Origin of the sequence: Chryseobacterium carnipullorum, assembly GCF_900142785.1 — a bacterium.
Classification (GTDB): Bacteria; Bacteroidota; Bacteroidia; order Flavobacteriales; family Weeksellaceae; genus Chryseobacterium; species Chryseobacterium carnipullorum.
Genome location: NZ_FRCD01000008.1, coordinates 110,303 through 125,460, shown reverse-complemented (window position 1 = coordinate 125,460; position 15,158 = coordinate 110,303). Strand labels below are relative to the sequence as shown.

17 protein-coding genes are annotated in these 15,158 nt (G+C 36.9%); 9 read left to right on the top strand and 8 right to left on the bottom strand.

Features of this window, described 5'->3' with window-relative positions; all coding sequences use genetic code 11:
* Positions 1–10: 10 nt before the first annotated feature.
* The gene (locus tag BUC06_RS10805; RefSeq protein WP_073333644.1) at positions 11–535 is read right to left on the bottom strand and encodes a type VI secretion system transmembrane protein TssO; all 525 of its coding nucleotides are present in this window, start codon (positions 533–535) and stop codon (positions 11–13) included.
* A gap of 15 nt (positions 536–550) precedes the next feature.
* On the bottom strand, positions 551–1,081 hold the full coding sequence (tssO, locus tag BUC06_RS10800) for a type VI secretion system TssO (protein WP_073333642.1): 531 nt from the start codon (positions 1,079–1,081) through the stop codon (positions 551–553).
* Between the two features lie 180 nt (positions 1,082–1,261).
* On the opposite strand from tssO, the gene BUC06_RS10795 reads away from it, so the two are divergent.
* The 6 genes from BUC06_RS10795 (at position 1,262) to BUC06_RS10770 (ending at position 7,250) form a co-directional block, all read left to right on the top strand.
* Positions 1,262–1,933: a response regulator transcription factor gene (locus tag BUC06_RS10795; protein WP_073333639.1), complete on the top strand. Its 672-nt coding sequence runs from the start codon at positions 1,262–1,264 to the stop codon at positions 1,931–1,933.
* 138 nt (positions 1,934–2,071) lie between these two features.
* The gene (locus BUC06_RS10790; protein WP_002984212.1) at positions 2,072–2,362 is read left to right on the top strand and encodes an HU family DNA-binding protein; all 291 of its coding nucleotides are present in this window, start codon (positions 2,072–2,074) and stop codon (positions 2,360–2,362) included.
* A gap of 368 nt (positions 2,363–2,730) precedes the next feature.
* A complete protein-coding gene (locus tag BUC06_RS10785; RefSeq protein ID WP_073333637.1) occupies positions 2,731–4,290 on the top strand; it encodes an Rne/Rng family ribonuclease in 1,560 nt (519 codons plus the stop codon).
* Positions 4,291–4,363: 73 nt separating this feature from the next.
* Positions 4,364–5,812, top strand: coding sequence for a T9SS type A sorting domain-containing protein (locus BUC06_RS10780; RefSeq protein ID WP_073333634.1), 1,449 nt, complete (start codon positions 4,364–4,366; stop codon positions 5,810–5,812).
* A 91-nt stretch (positions 5,813–5,903) separates the two neighbouring features.
* Positions 5,904–6,374, top strand: a complete 471-nt coding sequence (locus BUC06_RS10775) for an OsmC family protein (RefSeq protein ID WP_073333630.1) — start codon at positions 5,904–5,906, stop codon at positions 6,372–6,374.
* 225 nt (positions 6,375–6,599) lie between these two features.
* The gene (locus tag BUC06_RS10770; RefSeq protein ID WP_228423698.1) at positions 6,600–7,250 is read left to right on the top strand and encodes a response regulator transcription factor; all 651 of its coding nucleotides are present in this window, start codon (positions 6,600–6,602) and stop codon (positions 7,248–7,250) included.
* Between the two features lie 189 nt (positions 7,251–7,439).
* On the opposite strand, the gene BUC06_RS10765 is transcribed toward BUC06_RS10770, so the two are convergent.
* The 6 genes from BUC06_RS10765 to BUC06_RS10740 all read right to left on the bottom strand — a co-directional run bounded on the left by BUC06_RS10765 (position 7,440) and on the right by BUC06_RS10740 (position 12,897).
* On the bottom strand, positions 7,440–8,951 hold the full coding sequence (locus tag BUC06_RS10765) for a carboxypeptidase-like regulatory domain-containing protein (RefSeq protein ID WP_073333627.1): 1,512 nt from the start codon (positions 8,949–8,951) through the stop codon (positions 7,440–7,442).
* 11 nt (positions 8,952–8,962) lie between these two features.
* Entirely contained in the window at positions 8,963–10,327 is a 1,365-nt protein-coding gene (locus BUC06_RS10760) for a CsgG/HfaB family protein (protein ID WP_073333625.1), read from the bottom strand.
* 25 nt (positions 10,328–10,352) lie between these two features.
* Complete coding sequence (locus BUC06_RS10755; RefSeq protein ID WP_073333622.1) at positions 10,353–10,763, bottom strand: curli production assembly/transport component CsgF; 411 nt, start codon at positions 10,761–10,763, stop codon at positions 10,353–10,355.
* Between the two features lie 11 nt (positions 10,764–10,774).
* Positions 10,775–11,506, bottom strand: coding sequence for a CsgE family curli-type amyloid fiber assembly protein (locus BUC06_RS10750; RefSeq protein ID WP_073333619.1), 732 nt, complete (start codon positions 11,504–11,506; stop codon positions 10,775–10,777).
* A 10-nt stretch (positions 11,507–11,516) separates the two neighbouring features.
* Positions 11,517–11,915, bottom strand: coding sequence for a hypothetical protein (locus tag BUC06_RS10745; protein WP_073333844.1), 399 nt, complete (start codon positions 11,913–11,915; stop codon positions 11,517–11,519).
* A 163-nt stretch (positions 11,916–12,078) separates the two neighbouring features.
* Positions 12,079–12,897, bottom strand: coding sequence for a hypothetical protein (locus tag BUC06_RS10740; RefSeq protein ID WP_073333617.1), 819 nt, complete (start codon positions 12,895–12,897; stop codon positions 12,079–12,081).
* 342 nt (positions 12,898–13,239) lie between these two features.
* Here BUC06_RS10740 and BUC06_RS10735 point away from each other — a divergent pair, with 342 nt between their 5' ends.
* Genes BUC06_RS10735 through BUC06_RS10725 form a run of 3 tightly spaced genes read left to right on the top strand, consistent with a single transcriptional unit; the run spans position 13,240 to position 15,157 of the window.
* Positions 13,240–13,869 carry an NUDIX hydrolase gene (locus tag BUC06_RS10735; protein ID WP_073333614.1) on the top strand — a complete coding sequence of 210 codons (630 nt, stop codon included), beginning with the start codon at positions 13,240–13,242 and terminating at the stop codon, positions 13,867–13,869.
* A gap of 27 nt (positions 13,870–13,896) precedes the next feature.
* On the top strand, positions 13,897–14,703 hold the full coding sequence (locus BUC06_RS10730; protein WP_073333612.1) for a lysophospholipid acyltransferase family protein: 807 nt from the start codon (positions 13,897–13,899) through the stop codon (positions 14,701–14,703).
* 13 nt (positions 14,704–14,716) lie between these two features.
* A complete protein-coding gene (locus tag BUC06_RS10725; protein ID WP_073333609.1) occupies positions 14,717–15,157 on the top strand; it encodes a hypothetical protein in 441 nt (146 codons plus the stop codon).
* Position 15,158 lies beyond the last annotated feature (1 nt).

Here is a 15,158-nt window from a genome sequence, read left to right as displayed (position 1 = left end):
ATTTTTTTGATTACTGAGTTCTTTCTCTCATAGCATTGTTTCTTTCATAAAGACGGTCTTGTGTATTCTTAAAACCAATTCTGCAGTCTTCCACATCTTTCTCGAATTTTTTTACATCTTCCGTCGTCGTCGAAATAACTTTCTTGTCTTCAAAATACATTTTATAGAATTTGGCGATCTGCGGGTAGGCATCTTTACGAATATCCATCACATCATTACCATGAAAATAACTCGCCAGACCATTAATGCCATTAAAGATATTGTTTTCTACAAAAGGTTCCGGAGATTTATCTGTAATTTTACTGATCATGACATAAGTACTGTCCATTTCAGGTTGCAGAATCTTTTGCTGACGTTCAAATGCTTCTTTCTGCTCAAGACTCTGAAGTCCCCGCACATCTTCATCGGAGAATGGCGATTCGTATCCTTTTAAGAAGATAATTCCAAGGAATATCAACGCTGCTAAAAGCATCAGTATTAAATAAAGAAACTGATAATGCCTTTCTTTTTTGGATAATGTAATGTGTCCCTGCATATGTTTTCTTTTTTATTATCTTCGTTTACCCGTAAAATTTCTTGTAGGATCTTTTTTAAGCTGATCATTTGCTCTCCCTACTTTCCCCATACATTCTTCAAGATCTCTCAGGACAGTCTTTTTGTTGTACTCAACTTTTATAATATCTCCCTTTAAATTCAACATCGGCTCTATCTGCTTCATCAGAACAGCATAATGCTTAAAGTTATCCACACTGTCTTTACCCATGATATTTTTCACCTCTCTCACCTCATCCATTATTCTGGTTTTAAGGAAAACATCGTTCTGTACTTTGTTAATATTAAGCTGGTTCATCTGCTCGTAGATGTTATCTACCTGCGTCTTAAGAACGTCACCTCGGGCCATCAGTTCTTTATACGCATCTGCCTGTCTGGTGATTCCTTCCCGCTGAATACTGTAGCTTTTGAAAAAGAGGAATAAACACACAAAAGATACTACCGATAGAACGGCAAAAGACAGAATAAACCTCCAAATACCTATTCGGACATCAGATTTGTTTAATTTTTTTTCCCTGTTAGTAGACATATGTTTGCGATTTGTTTGGCCAGTGAAAATATAAAAAAAAAAAATTATGTACAATACGTATTTTCCCTAAGGTATTTTGGGGAAAACCCTATTTAACCTAAGTTTAATTTCCACTTTAATAAGTTTTTCATAAATTAGGCCTCTGAATTTTAAATATCTTATACCAAATCGATATTAAAAGTGAGTAAACTATTATCAAACACCGTGCGGTTTTCTATAGCAGACAGTGACTTCTATTTTAAGAAGATCATGATCAAAACGCTGATGGAAAATCCATTCTATATGCTTCTGAATGACTGTAACAACGGGCATGAGCTTGTGAACAGGATTTACAGGAGACAGGAGGATGTGTTTATCATAGAACTCTTTATGCCGGTGTTAAGCGGTATTGAGGCCATTAAATATATCCGGAAAAACAACGAGGAAACGCCTATTGTCACTTATTCCAACACGTATCAGGAAGATATGGCAGAAATTCTTTCCAAAATCCCCAATATTTACTACTGCCAGAAAAAGAGCACGATCATCAAAGATATTATCAAAGGGAGTATTGCTTCCGAAAGCTTCGACTACGAACAGTATTCTAAAGAATGGGAACAGCAGCCGCTCGCAGTGCAGAACTACATGGAAAGGCAAAAAAAAGGACAGGAAGAGCTTTCTCCTACTGAAATTCAGCTGATGAAATTCTGTTATGAAGGCTATAGCAATAAGGAAATTGCAGAAAAATTAAACTTAAGCACACGGACCATTGATACCTATATCAACAGACTTACGGAAAAGCTGGGACTGAAGACAAAACTGCATCTCATCCGTTTCTGTGTGGAGAATGGCTACTACAATTCCAGCATGTAGGGTGATTTAATGTAATATTAATATAGACTCAACATGAAAACTCCAACTCTTTAAACAAAAATATTTTACCACTAATTTGCTAGTATTCAATTTTTTTAACTAAATTTGCACACCTAAAATTTAAAATTAAAAAAGGAAATGACAAAGGCAGAATTGGTAAACACCATCTCAAATAAGTTGGGAACAGAAAAGAATGAAACACAGAAAGTTGTAGAAGCTTTTATGCAGGAGATCAGGACTTCTATGTATAATGGGGATAACGTTTATCTGAGAGGTTTTGGATCTTTTATCATTAAAACAAGAGCTGCTAAAACAGGAAGAAATATTTCTAAGAACACTGCAATTGAGATTCCTGCTCATAACATTCCTGCTTTCAAACCTTCAAAATCTTTTGTTGAGAAAGTAAAAACTAAAGTCGCAGTAAAATAAAACATTAACTGAATATTAACTAGTTACTAAAAAATTAAAATTATGCCAAGCGGAAAGAAAAGAAAAAGACACAAGGTTGCAACTCACAAGAGAAAGAAAAGAAGAAGAGCGAACAGACATAAGAAAAAATAATCTCTTTTTCTCGAGATTTACAATATAATAATATAGTTGGTGGTTTTAATTTTTTAAAGATCACTGACTATATTTTTGTTTGCAAGTATAAGATCCCAGTGGAAAACAAGGGCTTTTGCAGATATTTTTTAAAAAGATGTATCAATTTCATTCTAAATTCTTATATTTAATATTATTTATCTGCTAAAAAATACGCCAGTTCCCTATGATCTTAATAATTTTTATCTTATAACAAAATGAAGAAAGAACTAATAGTTTCGCATGAAGATGATCTTACAAAGATTGCACTGCTGGAAGACGGAAGACTATGTGAACTTCATGAGCAAGAGGACAAAAGCGAATTTATAGTTGGAGATCTGTTTGTAGGAAGAGTAAAAAAACTGGCACCAAACCTGAATGCCGCATTCGTTAATATAGGATATGACAAGGATGCATTCCTGCATTATCAGGATCTGGGACCACAGTATCTTACCTATAAGAAGTTTTTAAAAGATACTATTTCTAAAAAACAGAGCACTTCAAGCTTAAAAAATTTCGAGATACAGCCCGAAATAGACAAAAACGGAACCGTAGAAAAAGTCATTGTAAAAGATGATCTCGTTCTGCTTCAAATCACCAAAGAACCCATTTCCACAAAAGGTCCCCGGATCTCTACCCAGGTTTCTTTGACAGGACGTTTTCTGGTCCTGATCCCTTTCGACAACAAAGTCTCTATTTCCAAAAAAATCAGAACCACTGAGGAAAAAGAAAGACTGAAAACCCTTATTGACAGTATCAAGCCTGAAGGTTTTGGAGTGATTATAAGGACGGTCGCGGAAGGAAAAAAAGTAGCAGACCTTCACAATGATATGAATCAGCTGATCCAGAAATGGGAAAGCACTTTCAAAAACATTCAGAAAAGTAAGGTTCCGGCCAGAGTTTTAAGCGAAGAAGATAAAGCTTCAGCTATTTTAAGGGACAATTTCAATCAGGATTTCGTGAGTATTATTTGCGATGATGAGCAGATGGTAGACGAAATGGCCAACTATGTGGAGGTCATTGCTCCTGAAAAAAAGAATATTGTTCAGTTTTATAATTCCCACATCCCTCTTCTCGAATATTACAACGTTGAAAAACAGCTCAAACAGAGTTTTGGAAAACACGTTAATATTCCAAGTTCAAAAGGTGCTTACCTAGTTATCGAACACACAGAAGCTCTTCATGTCATAGACGTTAACTCCGGAAATAATATCACGACCGGAAACTCAGCCAATAAAGAACACGCTATGAACGTGAACAAAATGGCGGCAACAGAAATCGCAAGACAATTGCGTCTTCGTGACATGGGTGGCATTATCGTTATTGATTTTATCGACATGCAAAACCCTGATCACAGAAGAGATTTGTTTGAACATTTGAAAGAAGAAATGAAACGTGACAAAGCACGTCATAAAATTCTTCCTCCTAGTAAATTTGGATTGATCCAGATTACCAGACAAAGAAACCGACCGGAAAAACAGATCGAAACCAAAGAAGAAAACCCAAACAAAGACGGAGAAATCACAGCTCCAATTGTTGTTGTGGAAAGAATGGAAGAAACCATAAGAAATATTATACAGAAAGATAAAGGAAAGCTTTATCTGCATGTACACCCTTTCGTGGAAGCTTACCTTACAAAAGGTATTAAAAGCATCCAGATGAAATGGTTTATAAAGTATAAAAAATGGGTCACCATTATTCCCCGGGATTCTTTCAAATATTTAGAATACAAGATTTACAATTCGAAAAAAGAAGAATTGATTGGATATTCTAATTAACACAAAATTTTAAACCTCTGGCTTGTCTGGAGGTTTTTTTGTTATATTTGCAGTCTTAAAACACATATACACAATGACAAAAAATTTATTTCTTGTGCTGCTTCTTGCAGTACAGACTGCTTTTGGACAAATTATTTCTAAAGATTTCTCTTTCGCTTCAAATGGAGAATATTTAATCCCTTTCAACATTAGCAGTACCGGCTATTATAACTATCCTGACTCTTGGTCAATGGTCCAAGGCTCTGATAACAGTATATATGTAACCTATAGTACCGGTGATGTGTCTCTCACTACAGTACCCCGAGAATCTTTTGTATTAAAACTTACACCTGACGGAATTGTAAATCAATCATTTGGAACCAATGGAAGAATTCAATTGCCTCACCATATCAGCCTAAACAAGATAAAAAGACTGACAGATGGTAAATTGCTGATTTTTGGTTTCAATGAAACAGAAGGAGCAACGGTGTACAGAATGCTTCCCAACGGACAATTAGATCCTACTTTCGGAACAGGTGGCATTTCGGTAATTCCCCAAATTAATAGTGGTCAGAACTATAACGCTTTCGGATTTCTTTTACAGAATGAAAAAATAATTATTCATGGGATCAATGGCAATAGTATGTCTGAACACTATAACCGCCATCTAATTTACAGGTTAAATGCAAATGGGACGATTGATAGTGCTTTCGGAAACAACGGGGTTACACCTACACAGGGGAGCACCTTTTCCAGAATGGATTTATTCATTGATAATCAATCTAATATCAACTGTTTCAACAATAATTTTATTCAAAAATTTGATTCGAATGGACAAACAATGACCAGTTTCGGAAATAATGGAGTTGTATCATTAGCAGATGCTAACGGTTTTGGTCAGTACGGAACCGCTGATCATGTATTTATGGACAGTAATAATAAGTTTATTTTCGTAGAAAATATAAATACTAATGGAGTTTTAAAAATAAATCCGGATGGAACGGTTGATAATACTTTTACGAATAACTTATATGCAAGCTTCGGTACAGGCACCTCCATTTCAAATATGATTGAAAAAAATGGATATTATTATATTGTTGGATATAGTCCTGTAATCACAGCAAATGGTTCATATTTTATTTCAAAAATAGCCCAAAATGGTTTAGTAGATTCCAGTTTTGGCTATTATTTGGATTCCAACATTTATGATTCATTCTATCCCGAGATGTTTGTTAACAGCAATAATATCATTACAAACACAGGAATTATCGTTAAATATCTTTTAAACAGCCCCGCATTATCCACAAAAGATATTGCAAAAACAAATACTGATATTTCTTTTGAAAATCCGGTTAAACAGAACTTGACTTTCAGCACAAAAGAAAAAGTAAGTAAAATAGAAATTTATTCCGTCGATGGAAAACTCGTAAAAACTTTAAAAGAGAAAAATACAGATCTTTCAGAAATATTAAATGGAACTTATGTAGCAAAAGTTACATTCGAAAACGGAAAAACAACCGTAAAAAAACTTATTAAGAACTAGTTTTAAGATAATCTTCGTTCTTATGGAAAGGTATTTACTTAATTTTGGTAAATACCTTTTTTATTTTTAATCTTAAACAAAAAATTACAGAATGGGCAAAGAACACCACTATAAAGCAACCATCCATTGGATAGGAAACAAGGGGACCGGTACCAGCAGCTACAAAAACTATGAGAGGAGTCATACGATCAATATTGAAAATAAAGAGGCTATTGAAGGCTCTTCTGACCCAGCATTCCGGGGAGATAAAACCAAGCACAATCCGGAAGATCTGTTCCTTTCTTCCCTTTCTTCCTGTCATATGCTGTGGTACCTTCATTTTTGTTCTGAAGAAGGGATCATTGTCACCGATTATACAGACGAAGCAACCGGAATTATGACTGAAACGGCAGATGGAAGCGGGCATTTTACATCAGTTACCCTTCATCCTGCCATTACTGTTACAGAAGAATCAATGATTGAAAAAGCTAAAGAACTCCATCATAAGGCTAACCAGTTTTGTTTTATGGCCAGGTCGGTGAATTTTCCGGTAAAACATATCCCCACTGTGGCAGTTAAATAATTTTAAACACAGATTTAATCTTACAAAAAGTCCCATTAATAATACAGTTTTACTATGATAACTCTAAAAATTCAATCTAAAACTCCACGCAAAGAGATTTATTTATCAAATAATCAATAAAATTTCAATTTTACGATCATTTATTATGTAAAAAATTGCAATTAATTATTATTATTACGTAAAATGTAAAGTTTTTTTTATATTTTTATATAAACAAAACTAACCATGATGAAACCAAGATTAACCATTTTTGATGAGCCTCTACTCTATACAGAAGGTTTATCAAAATTGCTCTCACAAAGCAAAATTTTTAATACGATTGACATTTGTAATTCTTATGAAACCTTATTTGAACAATTAAAAGAAGATCCCCCTGAAATTCTGGTTATAAGCTCCAATATGCTGATGCTTACCGATATTTTCAGACTTGTAGAAGACATCACCTCCACCAACAAAGAAATCAAAATTATTGTCATAGGCAATAGTTACGATATGACTGAGATCCGGAAGCTTTTTAACAAAGGCATCAAAAGCTATCTTGATAAAAACAGCAGATACGATGAATTTGTAAAATCAATAAACGTTCTGCTTCTGAATGAGATCTACATCTGCGACAACGCAAAAGAAAGAATGATCAACTTTATCAGCAGTGAGGAAGGAAAACCGAATCCTCACATCAAAGAACCGCTTACGCGCAGAGAGATGGAAATCCTCAGACTGATATGCGACGGTTTCAGCAGCAAAGATATTGGTGAAAAACTATTCATTAGCATCAATACCGTAGAAACCCACCGCAAAAGGATTCTTTTAAAATTAAACGCAAAAAATTCCGTAGGAATTGTAAAATACGCCTTAGAAAACCACATTATTGATTGATAAAAAACCAATTTCGATGAACTCCAAAAAGAATCCAAACCTTAGGTTTGGATTCTTTCATCATTGCTTTTTTATTAGATTTTAGATTTCAGTATAAGACTAAGGTTGAAATTAAGAAGATCAAAGGAGATTTTACTATTTGTATCGTCAAACTTTTAAACCCTCCTACTCTCAAACCCACAGCACGCTCTACTCATAATCCGGCATTTCACCATTGGTAAAAAGAGAGACTCTGGAAAGATCGGTCATGGTCGTATTGAGATCAATCACCATTACATTTTTCTGGGAAATATTATCGTTCGAAGTATTCATAAAGATGATCTGGGCGTTATTTGGGGAAAATCTGGGATCAAGATCGTTGGTTCCCAATGGTTTTTCGCTTTCCGAAGAAATATCAAATACCGTATCATTGGTCATATTATAGATAAAAATATGAGAATCAAGCTGCCGGTAATTTCCACTTCCGTCCTGGTATCCTGATGTATCTCTCGTATATACAAGCATTTGCCCGTCCACAGAGAAATTCAGTCCGCCTGAAGCTCCCGGAGATCCTGACAGAATGGTTTTCAAAACACTTCCTGTCGTATCAATAATATAGATCTTCGTATGGTAGCCGCTGTAATCATTCGTTTTTAAGGCGATCTTGCTGCCATCGTAGCTCCAGTCACATTCGGAGATCATGCTGCCGTCCGGAGTGGTAAATACTTGGGTAAGGCCACTTCCGTCCTTATTAATCCTATATAATTTATTAAAATTAGAATAAAGAATTTCCTGCCCGTTGGTACTCCATGCAAAATCCATCTCATAATTATTAAAGCCCGCTGCCGGAACTGTCGTTACTTTAAAAGGATTGGATCCATCAGGATTTGCAGTGAAGATATGAGTACTTCCGCCTTCAGTTCGCAGAAATGCGATCAGTCCCGCATTATTATTTTTGCGTGGTCGCCAGCTGTTGTACGATGAATTGGTGAGCTGAAAACTGTTTCCCTGCCCGTCACTTGATAAAATAACAAAGTTTCCGTTCTGTTTCTGTGCATAATGATACCGGTTTGCAGGCACGGTGTTGGTGGTAAACTTGCCGACAGAACTTAAAACTGGCGGGTGAATGCCGTCCGAAACAGACACCTGCCAGAAGTAACTAACACCAAACTTCAAATTTGAAAGCGAATAATGCTTCGCTGTCAAATCATTAACCTGAATCACATGAGTATCGAGGTTATTTTTAATTGCTAAACTATATTTTAAAACATCAGCCGTATCCGGATCTGTAGCGGTCCATGTAAGTTCAACACTCAAAGGCTGATTCACCGCATTGTCTACCGGACTAAGCAACTGCGGTGCGGAAGGAGGAGAATTAAGTGATTCATCATCATCCATTTCAAAAACCACGGTGACTACCTGATTTTGGGTTTGCATATTAACCCCCTGAAAAGTGGTAATATAGCCGGACAGTTCTGCTTTCACAGAATAATTTCCAAGCGGCATGGCAGCAATTTCGAATGTACCGTCTGTCCCGCTGAAAACCGTCTGTGTGGTAGGTGCTGTAAAAATTTTCACATTAGAAATAGGCACGTTGGTCCCTCTTTTTACTACCTTTCCTTTCAATGTTCCTGTCTGAGCCTGATCCACAAGATCTTCACTGCATGAAAACAGATAACAAGTAAGGATCAACAGGCTGAGTATTTTGATTAAAGTTTTCATAGTTCATGTTTTTATTGGTTTCCAAGGTAAAAATTGATTCCCAGTGCAAACCGGAGTGCCTGATCTTTTCTTTTTCCATTTACCAGACCTTCCCAGTCATCTTTAAAGCCTATATCATACTGTGATGAAGCACGGATTGCAGTATTATTCCCGATCATATATTCAAGTCCGCCACCCACCTGTCCTTTGTACTGAGGTTTGTATTTTGAAAACATCGCTCCCATTCCACCGTACACGTATGGACTGAATCTGTATTTCGGGAACAAAAGAAATTCAAGATTGAGTTCAGGAACTATGTAATTTTTTTTAATAATATTTTGATTCTCTAAAGTGAAATAGCTGCCGCTGGCTTCAATATTGAAATTAGGGTTGATAAAATATTTTACACCCACTTTTCCACCGACATTCATTTTAGGATTCACATAATCATCTTTGATCTTCTGGGATTCTATATTCGCAAAAAGTGAAATTTTCTGTCTGTAGTTCTCAGGAAATTTATTCCCTACCGTTCTTCCGACATTTTCCTCCTGCTCTTTATTGTAATCATTGATCAAACTCTGGTAACCCGTTAAGTTTTCAGATGATTTTCCCCATATTTTATCCCTGATTCCTTCAACAATCAGAGATCTTACTGCTTTCTCAATCGCTTCAGTGACAGCAAGCTGAACGGGTTCATTTTGGGTAAGCCCAACTTCTGCTTCCAACAGCCTTTCTGTATCAATATATCTGAAAAAGCTTCCGTTCACACTGGTGGAAAGAATCGTTTTAGAGATATAGACGGTTTTGAGAATTTCACCGTTAAGGGTCGATACGGCACGAAGGTAAATAGTGATTCTGTCCTGGCGGTATTGGGTAGAAGCTCCTATTCCGAAGTATCTTGCTCCCAGACCTCCGGTCATGACATTGCTATCATAAGAGATCACCCCACCTTCCAGAAGAATTCCTGCATAGAGAAGAGGGGGAAGGGCCTGACTGTTTTTATCAGCGTCTTTCATGTACTCCTGTCTTGTGGACCGGATGATCTGTCTTTCGTTTAAAAGATTGGCAATATTTTCTCTTTCAATGGGGATAAACCACCGACTGTCCTCAAGTGCTTTAATCAAAATGGTGGTGGTTCCTTGTGGGACTGCCGTACTCCAGTTATTTCCGTTTTCGGACGGTTTATACTGGCCGGTCTGGTCCCTGAATTTGTACACGCCGATGACTATTTTTTCTTTGGGAAGAGGAAGGTTTCTCAATTCCGCAGTAGAGGGTGTGAGTTCTCCCATGGTAGATCTTTCAGGATCGGAAGGGAGTCCGAGGATGGAACTGCAGGCCTGCATGAAGCACAGCAGAAACGTACAGAAAAAAATTCTGGTGTAAGTATACGTTCTCATGGTAAGTTTGGTTTTTAGTTATTTTTTATTTTGGAATCACGATCTCGGACTGATCGCCTGAACTGGTATCCAAAATATTGATCAAAAGTCCCTGAGCTGTTGTAGTAATCTGGAGATAAAGCGATCCGAAAAGATAATTTCCGGGTTTTAAACTCCCCTCCCCAAACTGATCTTCAAACAGTTTCCTGGACAGCTCACTCAGCACCTGCCGATTGATACTCTGGCTGAAACTGTCGAGAGAATTAACATTATCGAGCAAACTGCTGTAATCTTTTTTTTCGTCAAACTGATTCTGCGCATTTGCAGAACTTAGAAGCCACTGATAATTAAAAGTATCACCACCGAATGCCGGATTGATAGGCTTATAAACAAGCTGCTGAGATTTTCCGGAGAAAATACCCGCAATAAAGATTAAAATAATGGTAAAGGTTTTCATGGCGGACGTTTTTAGTACATAAATTCATTTTTGATGAGGTTTTTCTTTGCATTAAATTCTTTGATATATTTTAAGGTGGCTGCCAGCTGTTCATTCAGGTAATCTTCGTTGGGATTGGTCATAAAACTGTAAATCACTTTGTCATCAATCTGAATGCTGATCTGGCCGCTGGTGCCGCGCAGGGGAAGTTCAGAAATGGTAACTGCCCCACTGCTTTTATCGGACATCTGACTGTACTGCATATAAAAAATGTCATAAAAGTCTTTTCCTACCTTTGTTTTGGTTTCATCAATGGTAAGCCCTTTGAGCTCGAATACCGCATCTTCTTCAGCCTTAGCGGTTTTTTTCCTGAACAGATCATTGTTGATTTCCAGGCTGTCTTTAGCAATCAGTTTCTGAGTTTCTTCATCTCTTACATACAGGAAAGCTTTAAGGGCATCTTTGGATTCAAGATTGACATTGATTTCAGATAAAACTTTTACTTCATTAGGATTAATAGAGAATTTTCCGCTCTGCTGATTGTTGGAAAGATTTCCTGATTTTCCTTTTTTAATGGAAATTAACAGATAATTGAGTTCTTTGTAAACCTGGGTATTGTTGGTGATCACAGCTTTCAGTCTGATCTGATTTTCGAGAATGCTTCTTTCTATCCTGGCATTCACTTTTTTATCTTCCTGCCCTTTAACCATTGCAGACAGGAAGATAAATAAAGTGCACAAGCTCAAAGAATATAAAAATTTCATCACGTGTGTTTTAATAATTTCTCATGAAAATCGTTTGGTTGTCACCTTTTACATTAATCTTCATTCCATCTGACACCGTATTGCTTCCGGTAATATCAATGATATTGTTGTTTCCCTGTGCAGTAACGGCAGTCTTCGTTTCTTTATCTGTAAATGAATTAATGAAATAAAGGGTATTGTAATCTCCTAGTTGTTGGATGGCAATATTGGTTTTCGCGTTAAGAGAAAGTTCCGCGTTGTTTTGATTGCCTATCTGAATAATATTGGAGCCATAAAGTTCCTGCTCTGTCTGTTGTTTTGAAAGAAGATCAAGAACTGTACTGCTGTTGACCCGGTCCCAGTCTATCTGTTGTGCTTGTACGCACAGTACTGCGAAAAGTGTAAAGGCACCCCACCCCGGTTTAAACATAGTCATTAATTTTTAATAAAGGTACATGAATAGAGTATCTGGAAAAACACACCCAGCAGGTACATCTGTAAAATCACGGTTTCCGGGTATGCTGATCATTCTAAAGCTTAAAAAAAGGAGAAAACCGCAGCTTCTCCTTTTATTTTTGATTACAGTTCATTGATTAATTGGATTGGTTGACTATCATTGAGTTTCCGTTACCCATCTGAGTTCCTACGTGAATGTGGGAGTCTCCGCTTTGAGCTACCCAGGTAAAGTTATTGTTACCCATCTGAACATCAACAGCTGTATTGGAGTCTCCCAGTTGAAGCTGATAAAGCTGGTTACCATTTCCCACCTGTGCTCCTATAGCTGTATTATCATCTCCCATCTGAACTGAAGCGGCGATATTATTGTTACCAGCCTGATCATGAGTAGCACTGTTATCATTGCCATCCTGATATTGTACTAAAAGGTTGTCATTACCTACCTGAAGACCGCTTGCCTCATTTCTTCGTCCAAGCTGAACCTGATAAGCATCGTTACCGTCACCTAACTGAATTGCAGAAGCATCATTTCTTCTTCCATCCTGATATTGTACCACTGTGTTTCCTACACCCAACTGTATAGAAGAGGTTTCGTTTCTTCTTCCGATCTGAGTTTGTTCTGTAGAGTTAAAGGCACCAAGCTGCCAGGTTACTGCAGAGTTTCTGTTTCCTGTCTGGCTCACCTCATTTGTATTGCCAAGACCCGTTTGATCTACGTCAATTGAGTTTCTGTTTCCCATACTTTCAGCGGTATTACTATTCAAAACACCTACCTGATCAATATCTGCCGTATTACGGTTTCCATCCTGTGTCAAAGAGTTGATATTCAAAAGACCTGTCTGATCAACAGTAGCAACATTCAAGTTTCCAATCTGGGCAGTAAGATCAATATTTGATTGTGCGAAGCTGAAACTCATGGCCATTAGTGTAAACACACCTGTGATAAAGTTTTTCATTTGGATAAAAATTAATTGGTTAATAGTATGACAAAGGTATAGGCTAAACCTAAGCGAGAAACCACTGATAAAGTGTAAATTTTAAAAATCACTGTTTACCGTTCCGGATGTAACTGTTTACCGTTTTGTCAGTGTAACGTGTTTCAGTTACGTAAAAATACGGTACAATATCATATTGATTAACAAATAAATACATCAAATAACTCTAATTTCAAAAAATAAGAATAATATTCATTTTCTGAACCTTGAATTTGTAAATCTTTGAATCTTTAAATCTTTCTCAATGGTTAATTAATGTTAACGCCTATTCTTTTCTTCAGTATATATTGCTAAATTTGAAGTATGGAAAGTTTTGGAAAAGATTTATTGAGGAAAATTACAAACGTAGAACTGCCAGGAGTCAATGCTCATGGAGTATTTTCGCCACCTTCCCGTCCTGTATTTACCTATGATGAAATACTGGCAAAAAATCCAAAATTTGCAGCGGTTAATATTGTCCTATATCTAAAAGACAATGAATGGTATTTCCCACTGATCCAGAGAACGATCAATGAACACGACAGACACAGCGGACAGATCTCACTGCCGGGTGGCAAGCGTGAAGAACTGGACAAGGATTTCGCTGAGACGGCAGTACGTGAAACTTCGGAAGAGATAGGAATAGATAAACATTATATGAGAGTCATCAGGGAAATGTCTCCCATCTATGTTCCACCGAGTAATTTTTATGTATACCCGTACATTTCGTATACTAAAAAGAACCCATTGTTTGTTCTTCAGCAGAGCGAGGCCGTAGAAACTATAGAATTTCCGATCACTTCTTTCCTCAGTCTTCCGGATAATCCTGAAATGATGGAACTTCCTAGTACCGCAGGTCATGAAGTCCCTGTCATTAATTTCAACGGATATATTATCTGGGGTGCTACAGCAATGATATTGAGCGAGTTTAGCCAGTTGTTGAAAAAAATGTAACTTTGCACTACCGTGTTTAATAGAGAAATGGCGAAGAAAAATATTTTCACCGATGCATTCGGAACACCTTATTTTTTAAAAAGGTTTATCATTTTTATTTTAGGAATTGTATCCTACAGAAGGTTCAACGGCTTTAATAAACTGAAGATAACCGGTACGGAACATCTTGTGGATCTCCCCGATTCCAACGTGCTTTTTGTATGTAACCATCAGACCTACTTTGCAGATGTAGCAGCAATGTATCATGCGTTCTGTGCTGTAAACAACGGATATCTGAACACGATCAAAAATCCGATCTACCTGCTTAATCCCAAGATCGATTTTTACTATGTAGCGGCAGAAGAAACCATGAATAAAGGGATTCTTCCGAAGATCTTCAAGATCGCCGGTGCGGTAACTGTAAAAAGAACCTGGAGAGCAGAAGGTAAAAATGTCAACAGAATGGTAGATCTTACCGAAGTTGACAATATTATGAAAGCCTTAGACAACGGCTGGGTAGCTACTTTCCCTCAAGGTACTACTTCTGCCTTTGCTCAAGGACGAAGAGGAACTGCCAAACTGGTTAAAAACCAACGCCCTATCGTGATCCCTATCAAAATCAATGGTTTCAGACGGGCATTTGACAAGAAAGGTCTCCGGGTAAAGGTAACAGGCGTAAAACCTACCATGGAGTTCAAACCACCTCTGGATATAGATTACGACAACGAAAAAGCGCCCGAAATTTTATTGAAAATCATGACTGCCATTGAGCAAACAGAAGATTTCAATGTACTACACAATTATGATGAAGAACTTAAAGCTAAAAAATTAGAACAAAAGGATTCAAATCATTAAAGTAAGTAAAATTATGAACAAAATATTAGGGATCTTATTCGCGGTCATAGTATTAGTTTCGTGTAACAGCCAGAAAGTATATTCAGATTTTGATATCAGCTATTCCAGAAACGGAGGCATGAGCCCCATCTATGAGAATCTTCTGATCAAAGGTAATAATGCACATTATTCATTTGAAGGACAAGGTAAAAAGCATAAACAGGATTTTAAAATCTCGAATGAAGATTTAAAAAAACTGGATCAGACCCTTTCCCAAAACAACTTCAGAAGAATAGAGGAAGATCGTAAAAAGCTGTATGACAACATTACCACTTCTATCAATATAAAGAAGGGGCCCAATGAAGGAAGTAAAACAGATGCCAGCATGGTAATGCCTAATTTTACCACAAACTGGGCCAACATTCTGAGTGCTTTCCAGGAGATCATTACTAACAATGTAAAAAACAATAAATAAA